Raw genomic sequence first — 17,266 nt, forward strand, 5'->3', positions numbered from 1 at the left:
GCTCACGCGGTCCTGCGACGACCGCGCATGCCCTAGGGGGGCCCTGTCATGTCCACACATCCCTCAACCCTGCCCGTACGCGCCATGCTCGTGCTGGGCACCCGGCCGGAAGCGATCAAACTGGCGCCCGTGGCACGGGCGATGGCCGACGACCCGCAGTTCGAACCGATCGTCGTCACCACCGGCCAGCACCGCGAGATGCTCCACCAGATGCTCGGCCTGCTGTGCGTCGACGTACGGATCGCGCTCGACGTGATGCGCAGCCGCCAGGAGCTGTCCGAGCTGACCGCCCGGCTGGTCGGCGAGCTCGGCGAGGTCATGCGCGGTGAGCGGCCGGACCTGGTCGTGGTGCAGGGGGACACCACGACCGCGCTGGCCGGCGCCCTGGCCGCCTTCTACGAGAAGATCCCGGTCGCCCATGTCGAGGCGGGACTGCGCACCGGAGTCATCGACAACCCCTTCCCGGAGGAACTCAACCGCAGCCTGATCGGCCGCATCGCCCGCTGGCACTTCGCCCCGACCCCGCGCGCGGCCCGGCACCTGACCGACGAGGGCGTCCCCGCGGAGCAGGTCTTCACCACCGGCAACACGGTGATCGACAACCTCCTGTGGGTGCTGGCCGAGGGCACCGGAACCTCCGCCTTCCGCACCGGCGCCAAGCGGATCCTGGTCACCCTGCACCGGCGGGAGAACCAGGGCGAGCGGATGCGCGGCATGGGCCGGGCGCTGGCCCGGCTCGCGCACCGCGGTGACGCGGAGATCGTGCTGCCGCTGCACAAGAGCCCCGCCGTCCGCGACGCACTGCTGCCCGAACTCGACGGCCACACCGGCATCTCGCTCGTCGAGCCGCTCGACTACGTGGACTTCGCGGCGACGCTGGCCGAGTGCGACCTGGTCCTCACCGACTCCGGCGGTATCCAGGAGGAGGCCCCCAGCCTGAGCAAGCCCGCGCTGGTGCTGCGCACGACCACCGAGCGCCCGGAGGCGGTCGAGGCGGGTGCGGCCCGGCTGATCGGCACGGACCCGGACGCCATCGTGACCTGGGCCGAGAAGCTCCTGGACGATCCGGCGGAGTACCGGAGGATGGCGGCCGCGGGCAATCCGTTCGGCGACGGGCTCGCCGCCACCCGCGTACTCGCCCAATTGGCCGAGGACTTCGCCGCCGAAGTACCCGTCGGCCTCACCGCGTCCGGGCCATACTCGGCTGCATGACCTCGTCACTCCTGCGCCCCCGCCGCCGGATCCCGCCGATCCCGCAGGGGCGCAGGGGCCGTCTTCTCACCGCCCTGGCACTCGCGCTCACACTGACCGCGCTCCTCGCGGTCACCCTGAGCCAGTGCCAGGGCGGCGGCTCACCACCGCCCAGGCCCTGGATCGACGGCACGACGCACGGCCGCTGGCTCTCCGTGTTCAACGGCCATGGCACCAACCTGGGCGACGACGACTCCCTGTCGCTGTCCCCCAGAGCCGCGGAGGATCCTGGTACGACGCACGCGGGCCTTGTGGTGAGCACCGCCTCGTACACCGACGTGCGGTACGACGCGCGTATGCGGACGGTGCAGCAGCTGCGGGATCCCGACCCGAACCCGTGGGAGGTGCCGTGGCTGGTGTGGGCATACACCGACCCGGAGCACTTCTACTACATCACCCTCAAGCCCAACGGCTGGGAGCTGGGCAAGCGGGATCCCGCATATCCGGGGGGCCAGCGTTTCCTGGCCACGGGGAAGACCAGGTACCCCGTGGGCGACTGGTACGAGGTGCGGGCGGAGCAGCGTGGCGCGGTGCTTGCGGTGTCGGTGGGCGGGAAGCCGCTGGTGACGTTCACGGACACCGAGCGCCCTTACAGCCGGGGCAGGGTGGGGGCTTACACCGAGGACGCGACCGTGAAGTTCGAGGGGCTGAAGGCTGGTTCGCGCTGAAAAGGCGGCGGCGCCCGCCCAGTCCGGTCGGGGACTTCGGGCAGGCGCCACCAGTGTTCCGTACGCCTTTGTACGGGACGTCTTCGATGAACCGTCAGACCATCAGCGCGCGGTCCGTCGGACGGATCGGGGCCGGCAGGTCGCTGGCTCCGGTCAGGCGGCGGTCGACACCGCGGGCGGCCGAGCGGCCCTCCGCGATCGCCCACACGATCAGGGACTGGCCGCGGCCGGCGTCGCCGGCGACGAACACACCCGGCACGTTGGTCTGGAAGTCGGCGTCGCGGGCGATGTTACCGCGTTCGTCGAGGTCCAGGCCGAACTGCTCCACAAGACCGTTCTCCCGGTCGGTGCCGGTGAAGCCCATGGCGAGGGTGACCAGCTGGGCCGGGATCTTGCGCTCGGTGCCCGGCTTCGGGGTCAGCTTGCCGTCCACGAACTCGACCTCGGTGAGGTGCAGCCACTGGACGTTGCCGTCCTCGTCGCCCTCGAAGTGGGTGGTGGAGACGGAGTAGACCCGCTCGCCGCCCTCCTCGTGGGCCGAGGTGACCTTGTAGAGCATCGGGAAGGTCGGCCAGGGCTGGGCGACCGCGTTCCGCTCGTCGTTCGGGCGGGGCATGATCTCCAGCTGGGTGACGGAGGCCGCGCCCTGGCGGTGGGCGGTGCCCACGCAGTCGGCACCGGTGTCGCCGCCGCCGATGACCACGACGTGCTTGCCCTCGGCCGAGACCGGAGCGGTGACGTAGTCGCCCTCCTGGACCTTGTTGGCCAGCGGCAGGTACTCCATCGCCTGGTAGACGCCCTTGAGGTCGCGGCCGGGCACCGGCAGGTCGCGGGCGGTCGTCGCGCCGACGGCCAGGACCACGGCGTCGTACCGCTTCTTCAGGTCCGTCGCCTTCAGGTCACGGCCGATCTCGATGCCGGTGCGGAAGCGGGTGCCCTCCGCGCGCATCTGCTCGATACGGCGGTTGATGTGCCGCTTCTCCATCTTGAACTCGGGGATCCCGTACCGCAGGAGGCCTCCGATGCGGTCCGCGCGCTCGTAGACGGCGACGGTGTGGCCGGCCCGGGTCAGCTGCTGGGCGGCGGCCAGGCCCGCCGGGCCCGAGCCGATGACCGCGACGGTCTTGCCGGACAGGCGCTCGGGGATCTGCGGGGCGACGTCCCCGGTCTCCCACGCCTTGTCGATGATCGAGACCTCGACGTTCTTGATGGTGACGGCCGGCTGGTTGATGCCGAGCACGCACGCCGACTCGCAGGGGGCCGGGCAGAGGCGACCGGTGAACTCCGGGAAGTTGTTGGTCGCGTGCAGGCGCTCCTGGGCGGCGGCCCAGTCCTCGCGGTAGGCGTAGTCGTTCCACTCGGGGATGAGGTTCCCCAGCGGACAGCCGTTGTGGCAGAACGGGATGCCGCAGTCCATGCACCGGCTGGCCTGCTTGCTGATGATCGGCAGCAGGGAGCCGGGGACGTAGACCTCGTTCCAGTCCTTGACGCGCTCGGCGACGGGGCGGGTCTTGGCGACCTCACGGCCGTGGTTCAGGAAGCCCTTCGGGTCAGCCATTGATCGCCGCCTCCATCATCTTCTCGGTGATCTCGGTCTCGGAGAGACCGGCTCGCTCGGCGGCGTCCTTGGCGGCGAGCACTGCCTTGTACGTGCTGGGGATGATCTTGCTGAACCGCTCCACGGCCACGTCCCAGTCGGCGAGCAGCTTCTCGGCGACCGTCGAGCCGGTCTCCTCGGCGTGACGGCGCACCACGTCGTGCAGCCACTGCTTGTCCGTGTCGTCCAGCGCCTCGACCGCGTCGACGTTGCCGATGTTGACGTTGTCGCGGTCGAGGTCGATGACGTAGGCGATGCCGCCGGACATGCCCGCCGCGAAGTTGCGGCCGGTCTGGCCGAGGACGACCGCGTGACCGCCGGTCATGTACTCGCAGCCGTGGTCGCCCACGCCCTCGGAGACGACCAGCGCGCCGGAGTTGCGCACGCAGAACCGCTCACCGGTACGACCGCGCAGGAACAGCTCGCCGCCGGTGGCGCCGTAGGCGATGGTGTTGCCCGCGATGGTCGAGTACTCGGCGAGGTGGTCGGCCGCACGGTCCGGGCGGACGACGACCCGGCCGCCGGACAGGCCCTTGCCCACGTAGTCGTTGGCGTCGCCCTCCAGGCGCAGCGTGACGCCGCGCGGCAGGAACGCGCCGAAGGACTGGCCGGCCGAGCCGGTGAAGGTGATGTCGATGGTGTCGTCGGGCAGGCCCGCACCGCCGAACTTCTTCGTCACCTCGTGGCCCAGCATGGTGCCGACCGTGCGGTTGATGTTGCGGATGGCGACCTGGGCGCGCACCGGCTGTGCCTCGGTGGCGTCGGAGGCGGCCAGCGCGTCCGCGGCGAGCTTGATCAGCTCGTTGTCCAGGGCCTTCTCCAGGCCGTGGTCCTGGGCGACGATCCGGTGGCGCGCCGCGCCCTCGGGCAGCGACGGCACGTGGAACAGCGGCTCCAGGTCCAGGCCCTGCGCCTTCCAGTGGTCGACGGCCCGCGCCACGTCGAGGACCTCGGCGTGGCCGACGGCCTCCTCGATGGAGCGGAAGCCCAGCTCGGCGAGGATCTCGCGGACCTCCTCGGCGATGAACTGGAAGAAGTTCACCACGTACTCGGCCTTGCCGGCGAAGCGGTCGCGCAGCGTCGGGTTCTGGGTGGCGATGCCGACCGGGCAGGTGTCCAGGTGGCAGACGCGCATCATCACGCAGCCGGAGACGACGAGCGGAGCGGTCGCGAAACCGAACTCCTCGGCGCCGAGCAGCGCGGCGATGACCACGTCACGGCCGGTCTTCAGCTGGCCGTCGGTCTGGACCACGATCCGGTCGCGCAGGCCGTTGAGCAGCAGCGTCTGCTGGGTCTCGGCCAGGCCCAGCTCCCAGGGACCGCCCGCATGCTTCAGGGAGGTCAGCGGGGAGGCACCCGTACCGCCGTCGTGACCGGAGATCAGGACCACGTCCGCGTGCGCCTTGGACACACCGGCCGCGACCGTGCCGACGCCGACCTCGGAGACCAGCTTGACGTGAATCCGCGCCTGCGGGTTCACGTTCTTCAGGTCGTGGATCAGCTGGGCCAGGTCCTCGATGGAGTAGATGTCGTGGTGCGGCGGCGGGGAGATGAGGCCCACGCCCGGCGTCGAGTGACGCGTCTTCGCGACCCACGGGTAGACCTTGTGGCCGGGCAGCTGGCCGCCCTCGCCGGGCTTGGCGCCCTGGGCCATCTTGATCTGGATGTCGTCGGCGTTGACGAGGTACTCGCTCGTCACACCGAAGCGGCCGGAGGCCACCTGCTTGATGGCGCTGCGCCGTGCCGGGTCGTACAGGCGGTCCGGGTCCTCGCCGCCCTCACCGGTGTTGGACTTGCCGCCCAGCTGGTTCATGGCGATGGCGAGGGTCTCGTGCGCCTCCTTGGAGATGGAGCCGTACGACATCGCGCCCGTCGAGAACCGCTTGACGATCTCGGAGACCGGCTCGACCTCGTCCACGGAGATCGGCGCGCGGTCCGACGTGAAGCCGAACAGGCCGCGCAGCGTCATCAGCCGCTCGGACTGCTCGTTCACGCGCCCGGTGTACTTCTTGAAGATGTCGTAGCGGCCGGAGCGCGTGGAGTGCTGGAGGCGGAAGACCGTCTCCGGGTCGAACAGGTGCGGCTCGCCCTCGCGGCGCCACTGGTACTCGCCGCCGATCTCCAGCGCGCGGTGCGCCGGGGCGATGCCGGAGGCCGGGTAGGCCTTGGCGTGGCGGGCGGCGACCTCCTTGGCGATGACGTCGATACCGACGCCGCCGATCTTGGTGGCGGTGCCGTTGAAGTACTTCTCCACGAAGGCGTCGTCCAGGCCGACGGCCTCGAAGACCTGGGCGCCGCGGTAGGAGGCCACGGTGGAGATGCCCATCTTGGACATGACCTTCAGGACACCCTTGCCGAGGGCGTAGATCAGGTTGCGGATGGCCTTCTCGGGCTCGATGTCCGACAGGAACGTGCCCGCGCGGACCAGGTCCTCGACGGACTCCATCGCCAGGTACGGGTTGACGGCGGCGGCGCCGAAGCCGATCAGCAGGGCGACGTGGTGGACCTCGCGGACGTCGCCGGCTTCGACCAGCAGGCCCACGTGGGTGCGCTGCTTGGTGCGGATGAGGTGGTGGTGGACGGCCGCGGTGAGCAGCAGTGACGGGATCGGCGCGTGCTCGGCGTCGGAGTGGCGGTCCGAGAGGACGATCAGACGGGCGCCGTTCTCGATGGCCGCGTCGGCCTCGGCACAGATCTCCTCGATGCGCGCGGCGAGGGCGTCACCGCCGCCGGAGACCCGGTACAGGCCCGACAGGGTCGCGGCCTTGAAGCCGGGCATGTCGCCGTCGGCGTTGATGTGGATGAGCTTGGCCAGCTCGTCGTTGTCGATGACCGGGAAGGGCAGCACGACCGACCGGCAGGAGGCGGCGTTCGGGTCGAGCAGGTTGCCCTGCGGGCCGAGGGACGAGCGCAGGGAGGTGACCAGCTCCTCGCGGATCGCGTCCAGCGGCGGGTTGGTGACCTGCGCGAAGAGCTGGGTGAAGTAGTCGAACAGCAGCCGCGGGCGCTCGGAGAGGGCCGCGATCGGCGAGTCCGTGCCCATGGAGCCGATCGGCTCGGCGGCGGACTTGGCCATCGGCGCCAGGATGACGCGCAGCTCCTCCTCGGTGTAACCGAAGGTCTGCTGGCGGCGGGTGACCGAGGCGTGGGTGTGGACGATGTGCTCGCGCTCGGGCAGGTCGCCCAGCTCGATCTCGCCGGCCTCCAGCCACTCGGCGTACGGAGCCTCGGCGGCCAGCTGCGCCTTGATCTCGTCGTCCTCGATGATGCGGTGCTCGGCGGTGTCGACGAGGAACATCCGGCCGGGCTGCAGGCGGCCCTTGCGGACGACCCTGGCCGGGTCGATGTCGAGGACGCCGACCTCGGAGCCGAGGACGACGAGGCCCTCGTCGGTGACCCAGTAGCGGCCGGGGCGCAGACCATTGCGGTCGAGCACGGCGCCGACCTGGGTGCCGTCGGTGAAGGTGACACAGGCCGGGCCGTCCCAGGGCTCCATCATCGTGGAGTGGAACTGGTAGAAGGCGCGCCGTGCCGGGTCCAGGGAGTCGTGGTTCTCCCACGCCTCCGGGATCATCATCAGCACGGAGTGCGGGAGCGAGCGGCCGCCGAGGTGGAGCAGCTCGAGCACCTCGTCGAAGGACGCCGAGTCGGAGGCGTCCGGCGTACACACCGGGAAGATGCGCTCGATCGCCTTCTGGTCGGCAGAGCCGAACAAGTCGGAGACCAGCTGGGACTCGCGGGCGCGCATCCAGTTGCGGTTGCCCTTGACGGTGTTGATCTCACCGTTGTGCGCGACGAAGCGGTAGGGGTGCGCGAGCGGCCACGACGGGAAGGTGTTCGTGGAGAAGCGCGAGTGGACGAGCGCGACGGCCGAGGCGAAGCGGCGGTCGGACAGGTCCGGGAAGAAGGGCTCCAGCTGGCCGGTGGTCAGCATGCCCTTGTAGACGATCGTGCGGGCGGAGAGGGACGGGAAGTAGACACCGGCCTCCCGCTCGGCGCGCTTGCGCAGCACGAAGGCCTTGCGGTCGAGCGCGATGCCCTCGCTCGAACCGTCGGCCACGAACACCTGACGGAAGACCGGCATGGTGGACCGGGCGGTGGCGCCCAGCAGTTCCGGCGCGACGGGGACCTCGCGCCAGCCGAGGACGGTCAGACCCTCCTCGGACGCGATCGTCTCGATCTTCGAGACGGCGTCCTGGGCCCCGTCCTCCGGGAGGAAGGCGATGCCGACCGCGTACGAGCCCGCCGCGGGGAGTTCAAATCCGGCCACCTCACGGAAGAAGGCGTCCGGCACCTGGGAGAGGATGCCCGCGCCGTCGCCGGAGTCGGGCTCGGAGCCGGTGGCGCCGCGGTGCTCGAGGTTACGCAGAACCGTGAGCGCCTGTTCGACCAGCGTATGGCTCGCCTCGCCGGTGAGGGTGGCCACGAAGCCGACGCCACAGGCGTCGTGCTCGTTGCGGGGGTCGTACATACCCTGCGCAGCAGGGCGAGCATCCATGAAGGACCAGTTCTGGCCATTCGCGGAATGCTGGGACGGCTGGCGCGGCGTACGCATCGGCTCTCCCGTCGTCGTCATGTGGCATGTGGCAAGTGCCGAGGGACGACGTTGGCCCTCTGCGGAGTGCAAAATTTCGTGCAGGTTACATGATGGAGCGGATCTCGGGAACCGGATACTCCGTTCCAGCATGCGGACGCCGCGTGGGGTGCGGCAGGTGCCGCGGGGTCACGGCAGGCGCCGCACACGGCGGCGGAAAGTATGGGGGGATCGAGCAGGACAAGATCGATCAGATCGGCGTCCGTCGGCCCTAGGAGAACGGGGGAGCGTCTTTCACTCCTCCCGCGAGTGCGCCGCAGGCGTCATTGCCCACAGCGCTTACGGCTCATGCCCGGTGGTTAAGCATTCGAAACCAGCGAGTAACGGCTACTTATGCGGCCCCTCGCATAAGTAGCGGTCAAGCTATCCTACGGCCGTTCCGAACAGGCTGCCCAGGGCGTACGTCACACCGGCCGCCGCACCGCCGAGCGCGAGCTGCCTGACCCCGCTGTACCACCAGGTCCGCGCGGTCACCTTGGCCACGACCGCACCGCAACCGAAGAGCCCGGCGAGCGCGAGCAGTACGGCCGGCCAGAGGGCGGTCGCACCCAGCAGGAACGGCAGGACGGGCAGCAGGGCGCCGAGCGCGAACGACCCGAAGGACGACACCGCGGCCACCAGCGGCGACGGCAGATCGCCGGGGTCGATGCCCAGCTCCTCGCGGGCATGGATCTCAAGGGCCTGCTCGGGATCCTCGGACAGCTGCCGGGCGACCTCACGGGCCAGTGCGGGCTCGACCCCGCGGGCCACGTACAGTGCGGCGAGCTCGTTCTCCTCGTCCTGCGGATGCTTGCGCAGTTCGCGTCGCTCGACGTCGAGTTCGGCCTCGACGAGTTCACGCTGGGAGGCGACGGAGGTGTACTCGCCGGCCGCCATGGAGAAGGCGCCGGCGGCGAGCCCCGCGAGCCCGGTGATGACGATCGTCTGATGGCTGACGGAACCGCCCGCCACGCCGGTCATCAGGGCGAGGTTGGAGACCAGGCCGTCCATCGCGCCGAAGACGGCGGGGCGCAGCCAGCCGCCGTTGACGTCACGGTGCGTGTGGTTGTCGCGGTGCGCCGCGTGCAGCGGTGCCTCGGTTTCGATGATGGCCATGCGGGGTCCCCCCAGGAAGCTTAGCCAAAGCTAACTTTGGACGAGTTCTACTTTTCGACAACACCGAACCTACGCCGATAATTTCCACGCCGCCAGCAAGGAAAGGCTCGGCTAACCTGCGGTTTTGCCACCGAATGCTCATCCGTGATGATCAGCGCTCAGATGCCGTGTGGGTGATGCGGGCCCCGCAAAGGCTCGCGCGGGCCGTGTCCGTGGGACACATCCGCAAAGGGGCTCCCAGGCCCTTGCCCGAAGGAGAGGCCGCCCATGGCATCGACTGCCTGCACTCCCCCGCTCGCGGCGCCCGGGGACGCCGCCGGACTCCGCGAACGGGCGCGCGGCGCACTGCTCGGCCTGGCCGTGGGCGATGCGCTCGGGGCGCCCGCGGAGAACCTCAGGCCCTCCGAGATCCGCGCCCGCTGGGGCCGCATCACGGGGTACGTCACCAAGGCGCCGTCCGGCACGGACGACACCGAGTACGCGATCTTCTCGGGCCTGCTGCTGGCCCGGCACGGCTCGGCACTGACCCCCGCCCATGTCGAGGCCGCCTGGCACGAGTGGATCGCCGACCGGGCCGAGGGCCCCTTCCGCGGCGCCGGCTTCAGCGAGCGCGGCACGCTGGAGAACCTGCGCCGGGGGCTTGCGGCCCCCATCTCCGCCCAGCACCGCCACGCCTGGAGCGACGGCCTGGCGATGCGGGCGGCCCCCTTCGGCGTCTTCGCGGCGGGTCGCCCCGCCGAGGCGGCGCGACTGGTGGCGATCGACGGCTCGGTCAGCCATGAGGGCGAGGGCATCTACGGCGGCCAGGCGGTCGCTGCGGGAGTGGCGGCGGCGATGGCGGGCGCCTCGCCCGCGGTGGTGATCGCCTCGGCCCTCGCCGTCGTGCCCGACGACTCCTGGACGGCCCGCTCCCTGCGCCGCGCGGTGACCGTGGCCCACCGCGGCGAACGCGCGGTGCGCTCCGCGGTGGTGATCGGCGGCTACCCCTGGACCGACCTGGCGCCCGAGGCGATCGCCCTCGCCTTCGGCGCGTACGCGGCGGCCGACGGCGACTTCCGGGAGGCGGTCCTCACGGCGGTCAACATGGGCCGCGACGCGGACACGACGGCGGCGGTTGCGGGCGCGCTGTCCGGCGCGACACAAGGCCTCTCGGCCATCCCCCCGGACTGGGCAGCAGCCATCGGCCCGGCGAGGGGCCGCTGCCTGCCGTCCATGGCCGGACATCACGTCCTGGACGTGGCGGAACTGCTGGTACCGGAGGAGGGCGGGAAGTGGGGGGCGGGGGTGGTGGTACCGGACTTCCTGCCGACGGCGGTACCGGATCCTGTCCCGGAGAGGGAGCCGGACCTCGCGTCGGGGCGGAGCCCCCTGGTGGGGGCCGGAAACACCGGTATCCCGGACAGTGAGGGTCGGCCATGACACGGCGCCGTATCGAGGGACTCCTCCTCGGCCTCGCCGCAGGAGACGCCGCCGGCTGGCCCGCAGCACGGCACCGCGCCGCCCGCATGCCCGAGTGGACCCGCAGACTGACCCGCGAACTGGACACCTTCGCCGAACTCAACGCCACCACCACCCTCCCCGTGCCGATCGCGCTCAACCAGCCCCCCGAGCCGCTCCGCCTGGGCCCCTCCGACGACGCCGAGTGGGCGGCGTTCGCCGCGGAAGCGGTCCTGCGGGCCGGCGACGACGACGTACTCGGCGACCTCAGCCGGGAACGCCGTATGCGCACCGCCATCGACCTCACCTGGACCGCCGTGGCCGCAGAGGTCGCCGCGGCGGCGGACCGCGCCCCCGAGATCGAGTCCGCCGTACTCCCGCTGCGCGCCCGCATCTCCGTCCGGGCCGGCCTCGGCAACCTCGCCGCCGGCCTGCGCCCGCCCGCCACCGGCCACGACAACCCGCACTACTTCGACGACGCGGCCTGCGTCCGCGCCTGCGTCCTCGCCGTGGCCCACCCCGGCGACCCCGGGCGCGCCGCCGACCTCGCCGAGTTCGACGCCCGCTACACCCAGGACGGCGACGGCGTGCACGGCGCCCGGGCGATGGCGGCGGCTCTCGCGCTCGCCCTCGCCGGAGCGGACCCGGACACCTGCGTGACGGCCGCGCTCGCCGAACTCCCCGAACAGACGGAGATCGGCCGCAACGCCCGCCACGCCCTCGTCCTGGCCAAGGACTGCGTCGAGGACAGCGAGTCGGCCTTCGCCCTCGTCCCCCTCCTGGAACACCAGATCGTCGACCACGTCTACAGCTACGGCATCGCCGCCGCCGAGACCGTCCCCGTCGCGCTCGCCCTGGCCACGGCCGCGCGGGGCCGTATCGCCGAGGCCGTCCCCGCCGCCGCGTGCCTGTCCCGGGTCGCCGACTCCGCCCCCGCCCTCGTGGGCGCGCTCACCGGCGCCCTGGGCGGCGGCGCGGCCGTCCCGGCCACCTGGCGGGATGCCTGCCGCACCCTGTCCGGCTGCGCCCTGCCCCGCCTCACCGGCACCGATCTGGTGGAACTCGCCGAACTCCTGGAAGCGACGGAGCGGGCCCGACCAGGAGGATGATTCGGGGCATGACGCCCAAAGGAGAAGAAAGCCAAGGAGCCGGTCTGGCCGAACGGATCACCGGAGCCCTGGTCGGGGCCGCCGTCGGTGACGCGCTCGGCGGTCCCGTCGAGGGCTACTCCCCCGAGCAGATCACCGACCGGCACGGCGGCCGCGTGCACGGCATCGTCGGTCCCTGGCACGGCGACGCCTGGCGCACCGCCCGCCCCCTCGCCCCGTACCACAAGGGCGACGGGCACGTCACCGACGACACCTTGATGACGCACGCGCTGGTACGGGTCTACGCCCGCGTCCGCGACCACCTCGACGCGTACGCCGTCGCCGACCACCTGGTGCCGGACCTGATGACCAACCCGCGCTGGATCCCGGAGCTGGAGGCCGAGACGCTGCCGCTGCACCGCGTCTTCCTCGCCGAGAAGTGGCTCGTCGCGCGGCTGGCCTACGGTCATGTGGACCCCCGGGAAGCGGGCGTCGGCAACATCGTCAACTGCGGCGCGGCGATGTACATGGCCCCCGTCGGCCTGGTCAACGCGGCCAACCCGGCCGCCGCGTACGCCGAGGCTCTGGACATCGCGGGCGCGCACCAGTCGTCGTACGGCAGGGAGGCGGCCGGCGTCTTCGCCGCGGCCGTCGCCGCCGCCACCGCACCGGGCGCGACCCCGGAGTCGGTCGTGGCCGCCTGTCTGTCCCTGGCGAGGGACGGCACGCGCACGGCGATCGAGAAGGTCTGCGAAGTGGCCTGCGGCCACGGCGACTTCGAGTCGGCCCTGGTCCCGCTGCGCGCGGCGGTGGCCCCGTACGACACGGTCGGCCCCGACTACCGCGCCCCCTCCCTCGGCGCGCGCCGCCCCTCCCGTCTGCACTCCATCGAGGAACTCCCCATCGCCCTGGGTATGTTGCTGGTCGCCGGCGGCGACTTCCGCCAGGCGGTGCTGGGTTCGGTCAACTACGGCCGTGACTGCGACTCGATCGCCACGATGGCCGGCGCCCTCGCGGGCGCCCTGCGCTCGCCCGTACCCGAGGACTGGGCGAAGACGGTGGCGGAGGCGAGCCGCCTGGACCTGTGGGAACCGGCCCGCACGCTGACGGAGGTCACCCGCGAGATCTTCGAACGGGACGTCCGCCGCCGGCGCGCACACGAGCAGGCCGTCACGGCGCTCGGAGGCACGCCATGCTCCGACTGACCTGGGTCCAGCCGGAGGACCTCCTGGGCCACGAACTCCACCAGGCCCGTCTCGACGGCCGGGAACCGTCGAGAATCGAGGCGCGGTGGCGCGCGGCCGGAGGCCTGGATGCCCCGGACCGAGCGGGCGCCTCACCGACGCGGGCGTCCCGTTACCTGCGCCTGCTGGCCGAGGACCTCCTGGACGAACTCGCGGACCTGCCCAGCAAGTTGGCCGAGGACGAGCCAACGGATCTGGCACGCATCAAGGCGCTCTGCCCCGACTGGCCACATCCACCCGGCTGCGCCCACCCCCGCCCAGCCCCCGACCCCCTCGCCCTGGAAGCATCCTGGCTGGGCCGGGCCATCGGATGCCTCCTCGGCAAACCCGTGGAAAAGCTCCCCCTGGACGGCATCCGCGCCCTCGCCCGATCCACCGGCAACTGGCCCCTGACCACGTACTTCACGGCGAAGGGCGTCCCCCAGGACCTGCTCGCCCAGTACCCCTGGAACCGCCGCTCGGCCCGGACCTCCCTCGCCGAGAACATCGACGGCATGCCCGAGGACGACGACCTCGACTACCCCCTCCTCAACCTCCTGCTGCTCAGGCGCCACGGAAAGACCTTCACCACCACCGACGTGGCGAGGCTCTGGCTCGAGGAACTCCCGCCCGGCCGCACCTTCACCGCCGAACGCCTCGCCTTCCGCAACCTCCTCACCGGCATCGAGCCCCCGCACACCGCCCGCCACCGCAACCCGTTCCGCGAATGGATCGGCGCCCTGATCCGCGCCGACGTCCACGGCTGGACCAACCCGGGCGACCCCGCGGCCGCCGCCGAGCAGGCACACCGCGACGCGGTCCTCACCCACACCGCCAACGGCGTCTACGCGGCGATGTTCACCGCCGCCACCCTCGCCGCGGCCGCCACCGGCACCCAGGACATCCACGCCTGCCTGCGCACCGGCCGCACCGTGGTCCCACCCCGCTCCCGCCTGGCGAAGGCGATCGACCACGCCCTCCGGCTGGCCGCGAGTCACCAGGACTTCGACGACGTCGTGGACGAGCTCCACGCCAGCTACGCCCCCACCCACCACTGGGTCCACGCCCTCCCCAACACCGCCCTGATCGTCGCCGCCCTCACCCACGCGGACGGCGACTTCACCGGCTCCGTCTGCCGTGCCGTGTCGGGCGGCTGGGACACGGACTCCAACGGCGCGACCGCGGGCAGCATCTCCGGCCTCCTCGCCAAAGCCCCGGGCGCGCTCCCCGGCCGCTGGCGGGCCCCGCTGAAGAACCGCCTCGCCAGCACCGTCGCCGATTTCGACGGCACCGGCTTCGACACCCTCGCCCACCTCACCTACCTGGAGGCGAAATGACGCACATCGCCGTGCTGGGCAGCACGAACATGGACCTCGTCACCTACGTGACCAAGGCCCCGCAGCGCGGCGAGACCGTGACGGGCCGGGAGTTCTGCACGATTCCCGGCGGCAAGGGCGCCAACCAGGCGATCGCCGCGGCCCGCGCCGGCGCCACGGTCTCGATGATCGGCGCGGTCGGCAACGACACCTTCGGCCTGCGCCTGCGCGACACCCTCGAACACTCGGGCGTGGACACCGACTTCCTGCGCACGGTCGAGGGCCCGTCCGGCACCGCGCACATCGTGGTGGACGACGAGGGCGGCAACTCCATCGTCGTCATCCCCGGCGCCAACGGCACCGTCGACCATCTCGTCCCGGGCGACGAGGGAGTGATCGCCTCCGCCGACGCCCTGCTGCTCCAGCTGGAGATCCCGCTGGCCGCGGTCGTCGCGGGCGCGGAGGCGGCCCGCCGGCACGGCGTCCGTACGGTCCTCACCCCGGCCCCCGCCCAGCCGCTCCCGCCCGAACTCCTCGCCATGACCGACCTGTTGGTCCCGAACGAGTACGAGGCGGTCACCCTCACCGGCCGCACCGACCCGGGCGAGGCGGCCGCCGCCCTGCTGGAGCTGGTCCCGGAGGTGGTCGTCACGCTCGGCGCGACCGGCAGCCTGTACCTGGCCCGGGGCGCCGAACGGCTGGTGGTGCCCGCGCCCCGGGTGAAGGCCGTGGACTCCACCGGCGCGGGCGACACCTTCGTCGGCGCGCTCGCGGTGGCCCTCGCCGAGGAGAAGCCGGTGCGGGAGGCCCTGTCCTGGGCGGCCGCCGCCGCGGCCCTGTCCGTGCAGCGGGAGGGAGCGTCGGCATCGATGCCGTACCGCCCGGAGATCGAGGCGCAGTACACGGCATGAGCACGCCCGCGAACGCCCCGCAGTCCCTGTCCGGCCTGCGCGTACTGGACCTGGCCACCCTCTTCGCCGGCCCCATGGCCGCCACCCTGCTCGGTGACTTCGGCGCCGAGGTGATCAAGGTGGAGCATCCGGACCGGCCCGACCCGTCCCGGGGCCACGGCCCGGCCAAGCAGGGCATCGGGCTGTGGTGGAAGGTGCTCGGCCGCAACAAGCGCGCCATCACCCTCGACCTGTCCAAGCCCGGCGGCCGCGCCACCCTGCTCCGCCTCGCCGCGACTGCCGACGTAGTGATCGAGAACTTCCGCCCCGGCACCCTGGAGAAGTGGGACCTGGGCTGGGCGGAGCTGTCCGCCGCCAACCCGCGGCTGGTCCTCGCCCGGGTCACGGCCTTCGGCCAGTTCGGGCCGTATGCGCACCGGCCCGGCTTCGGCACGCTCGCCGAGGCGCTGAGCGGCTTCGCGGCCCTGACCGGCGAACCGGACGCGCCGCCGACGCTCCCTCCCTTCGGGCTCGCGGACTCGGTCGCGGCCCTGGCGACGGCGTACGCCGTGCTGACGGCGCTGGCCGCGCGCGACCGGACCGGCGACGGCCAGGTCGTGGACATGGCGATCATCGAGCCGATCCTCGCCGTCCTCGGCCCCCAGCCCACCTGGTACGACCAGCTCGGCCACGTCCAGGAACGCACCGGCAACCGGTCCGCGAACAACGCCCCGCGCAACACCTACCGCACCGCCGACGGCCTCTGGGTCGCCGTCTCCACCTCCGCGCAGTCGGTGGCGGAACGGGTGATGCGGCTGGTGGGCCGCCCGGAGCTGATCGAGGAGCCGTGGTTCGCCACAGGTGCGGAGCGCGCCGCGCACGCCGATGTGCTGGACGAGGCGGTGGGCTCCTGGATCGCGGCCCGCACCCGCGCCGAGGTCCTCGCGGCCTTCGAGAAGGCACAGGCGGCGGTGGCCCCGGTCCAGGACGTACGGGACGTCATGGCGGACCCCCAGTACCGGGCCCTGGACACGGTCACCACCGTCGCCGACCCGGAGCTGGGTCCGCTGCGCATGCAGAACGTGCTCTTCCGGCTGTCCGCCACGCCCGGCGCGATCCGCTGGGCCGGCCGTCCGCACGGCGCCGACACGGACGCGGTGCTCACCGAGCTGGGTCTCACCCCGGCCGGCCTGCGCGCCCTGCGTGAGGAGGGCGCCGTATGACGCCGTTCCCGCTCACCTGGCTCTACGTCCCCGGCGACCGCCCGCGCGTGGTCACCAAGGCGCTGGCCGCGGGCGCCGACGTGGTGGTGATCGACCTGGAGGACGCGGTCGCCCCCGACCGCAAGGAGTACGCCCGCGCGGCCACCGCCGAACGCCTGCGTGAGCCGCAGCCGGTGCCGGTCCACGTCCGCGTCAACGCCCTGGAAGGCCCCTGGGCGTCCGCGGACCTCAGGAGCCTGGCCGCGCTGCCGGGGGTGTCCGGGCTACGGCTGCCGAAGGTGACGTCAGCGGACGCGATCAGACAGGTCGCCGCAGCCACCCCGCTCCCCCTGTACGCCCTCCTGGAGTCGGCCCTCGCCATCGAGCACGCGTACACGATCGCCTGCGCCCATCCGTCCCTGCGGGGCGTCTCCCTCGGCGAGGCCGACCTCCGCGCCGACCTGGGCGTCCGGGCCGACGCGGGCCTCGACTGGCCCCGCTCGCGCGTGGTCGTCGCCGCCCGCGCTGCGGGGCTCGCCCCACCGCCCCAGTCCGTCCACCCCGACATCCGCGACCTGGACGGCCTCGCCGCCTCCTGCGCCCACGGCCGCGCCCTCGGATTCCTGGGCCGCGCGGCGATCCATCCGCGCCAGCTCCCGGTGATCCAGCGGGCGTATCTGCCCACGGAGGCGGAGATCGAGGAGGCGGAGACCATCCTCAAGGCGGCAGCGACGAACGAGGGCGCCCAAGCCCTTCCCAACGGGCGGTTCATCGACGCGGCGGTGGTGGCGACGGCCCGGCGAACGCTGTCACTGGCCCGTAGAGACTGACCTTCCTCTTTCAGCCGTCCCCACCTCGACCGACCGCCCGCACACGCCGAGGGCGCCCGGAACAGTTCCGGGCGC

12 protein-coding genes are annotated in these 17,266 nt (G+C 72.2%); 9 read left to right on the plus strand and 3 right to left on the minus strand.

Annotated elements, in window-relative coordinates; all coding sequences use genetic code 11:
• Positions 1 to 48: 48 nt before the first annotated feature.
• Positions 49 to 1,212, plus strand: a complete 1,164-nt coding sequence (wecB, locus tag AQI88_RS05125; protein WP_066992530.1) for a non-hydrolyzing UDP-N-acetylglucosamine 2-epimerase — start codon at positions 49 to 51, stop codon at positions 1,210 to 1,212.
• Positions 1,209 to 1,919 (plus strand): calcium-binding protein, encoded by a 711-nt coding sequence (locus tag AQI88_RS05130; RefSeq protein WP_244184045.1) that lies wholly within the window; start codon positions 1,209 to 1,211, stop codon positions 1,917 to 1,919. Before wecB ends, AQI88_RS05130 begins: the two co-directional genes overlap by 4 nt.
• Before the next feature lie 94 nt (positions 1,920 to 2,013).
• Here the strand turns inward: AQI88_RS05130 and AQI88_RS05135 are convergent, their stop codons facing one another.
• The 3 genes from AQI88_RS05135 to AQI88_RS05145 all read right to left on the minus strand — a co-directional run bounded on the left by AQI88_RS05135 (position 2,014) and on the right by AQI88_RS05145 (position 9,205).
• Complete coding sequence (locus AQI88_RS05135; protein ID WP_066992533.1) at positions 2,014 to 3,477, minus strand: glutamate synthase subunit beta; 1,464 nt, start codon at positions 3,475 to 3,477, stop codon at positions 2,014 to 2,016.
• Complete coding sequence (gene gltB / locus AQI88_RS05140; RefSeq protein ID WP_208615715.1) at positions 3,470 to 8,071, minus strand: glutamate synthase large subunit; 4,602 nt, start codon at positions 8,069 to 8,071, stop codon at positions 3,470 to 3,472. Before gltB ends, AQI88_RS05135 begins: the two co-directional genes overlap by 8 nt.
• A gap of 402 nt (positions 8,072 to 8,473) precedes the next feature.
• On the minus strand, positions 8,474 to 9,205 hold the full coding sequence (locus AQI88_RS05145; RefSeq protein WP_066992538.1) for a VIT1/CCC1 transporter family protein: 732 nt from the start codon (positions 9,203 to 9,205) through the stop codon (positions 8,474 to 8,476).
• Positions 9,206 to 9,472: 267 nt separating this feature from the next.
• Between AQI88_RS05145 and AQI88_RS05150 the strand changes: the two genes are divergently transcribed.
• Genes AQI88_RS05150 through AQI88_RS05180 form a run of 7 tightly spaced genes read left to right on the plus strand, consistent with a single transcriptional unit; the run spans position 9,473 to position 17,191 of the window.
• Positions 9,473 to 10,624, plus strand: coding sequence for an ADP-ribosylglycohydrolase family protein (locus AQI88_RS05150; RefSeq protein ID WP_079057399.1), 1,152 nt, complete (start codon positions 9,473 to 9,475; stop codon positions 10,622 to 10,624).
• On the plus strand, positions 10,621 to 11,751 hold the full coding sequence (locus AQI88_RS05155) for an ADP-ribosylglycohydrolase family protein (RefSeq protein WP_066992541.1): 1,131 nt from the start codon (positions 10,621 to 10,623) through the stop codon (positions 11,749 to 11,751). The genes AQI88_RS05150 and AQI88_RS05155 overlap by 4 nt, the downstream gene beginning before the upstream one ends.
• An 8-nt stretch (positions 11,752 to 11,759) precedes the next feature.
• Positions 11,760 to 12,935 carry an ADP-ribosylglycohydrolase family protein gene (locus tag AQI88_RS05160; protein WP_066992544.1) on the plus strand — a complete coding sequence of 392 codons (1,176 nt, stop codon included), beginning with the start codon at positions 11,760 to 11,762 and terminating at the stop codon, positions 12,933 to 12,935.
• Positions 12,923 to 14,290, plus strand: coding sequence for an ADP-ribosylglycohydrolase family protein (locus AQI88_RS05165; RefSeq protein ID WP_066992547.1), 1,368 nt, complete (start codon positions 12,923 to 12,925; stop codon positions 14,288 to 14,290). The genes AQI88_RS05160 and AQI88_RS05165 overlap by 13 nt, the downstream gene beginning before the upstream one ends.
• Positions 14,287 to 15,180 carry a ribokinase gene (gene rbsK / locus AQI88_RS05170; RefSeq protein WP_066992551.1) on the plus strand — a complete coding sequence of 298 codons (894 nt, stop codon included), beginning with the start codon at positions 14,287 to 14,289 and terminating at the stop codon, positions 15,178 to 15,180. The genes AQI88_RS05165 and rbsK overlap by 4 nt, the downstream gene beginning before the upstream one ends.
• Entirely contained in the window at positions 15,177 to 16,382 is a 1,206-nt protein-coding gene (locus tag AQI88_RS05175) for a CaiB/BaiF CoA transferase family protein (RefSeq protein WP_066992554.1), read from the plus strand. Before rbsK ends, AQI88_RS05175 begins: the two co-directional genes overlap by 4 nt.
• Positions 16,379 to 17,191, plus strand: coding sequence for an HpcH/HpaI aldolase/citrate lyase family protein (locus AQI88_RS05180; protein WP_066992557.1), 813 nt, complete (start codon positions 16,379 to 16,381; stop codon positions 17,189 to 17,191). Before AQI88_RS05175 ends, AQI88_RS05180 begins: the two co-directional genes overlap by 4 nt.
• The last annotated feature ends 75 nt before the right edge of the window (positions 17,192 to 17,266 follow it).

The organism is Streptomyces cellostaticus (genome assembly GCF_001513965.1).
GTDB lineage: Bacteria > Actinomycetota > Actinomycetes > Streptomycetales > Streptomycetaceae > Streptomyces > Streptomyces cellostaticus.

Excerpts from the sequence above, each read along its gene's own strand:
- gltB (WP_208615715.1), bottom strand. The coding sequence starts at position 8,071 with ATGCGTACGCCGCGCCAGCCGTCCCAGCATTCCGCGAATGGCCAGAAC.
- AQI88_RS05155 (WP_066992541.1), top strand. The coding sequence starts at position 10,621 with ATGACACGGCGCCGTATCGAGGGACTCCTCCTCGGCCTCGCCGCAGGA.
- AQI88_RS05175 (WP_066992554.1), top strand. The coding sequence starts at position 15,177 with ATGAGCACGCCCGCGAACGCCCCGCAGTCCCTGTCCGGCCTGCGCGTA.
- AQI88_RS05145 (WP_066992538.1), bottom strand. The coding sequence starts at position 9,205 with ATGGCCATCATCGAAACCGAGGCACCGCTGCACGCGGCGCACCGCGAC.
- AQI88_RS05150 (WP_079057399.1), top strand. The coding sequence starts at position 9,473 with ATGGCATCGACTGCCTGCACTCCCCCGCTCGCGGCGCCCGGGGACGCC.
- AQI88_RS05180 (WP_066992557.1), top strand. The coding sequence starts at position 16,379 with ATGACGCCGTTCCCGCTCACCTGGCTCTACGTCCCCGGCGACCGCCCG.
- AQI88_RS05130 (WP_244184045.1), top strand. The coding sequence starts at position 1,209 with ATGACCTCGTCACTCCTGCGCCCCCGCCGCCGGATCCCGCCGATCCCG.
- AQI88_RS05160 (WP_066992544.1), top strand. The coding sequence starts at position 11,760 with ATGACGCCCAAAGGAGAAGAAAGCCAAGGAGCCGGTCTGGCCGAACGG.
- AQI88_RS05135 (WP_066992533.1), bottom strand. The coding sequence starts at position 3,477 with ATGGCTGACCCGAAGGGCTTCCTGAACCACGGCCGTGAGGTCGCCAAG.
- rbsK (WP_066992551.1), top strand. The coding sequence starts at position 14,287 with ATGACGCACATCGCCGTGCTGGGCAGCACGAACATGGACCTCGTCACC.
- AQI88_RS05165 (WP_066992547.1), top strand. The coding sequence starts at position 12,923 with ATGCTCCGACTGACCTGGGTCCAGCCGGAGGACCTCCTGGGCCACGAA.
- wecB (WP_066992530.1), top strand. The coding sequence starts at position 49 with ATGTCCACACATCCCTCAACCCTGCCCGTACGCGCCATGCTCGTGCTG.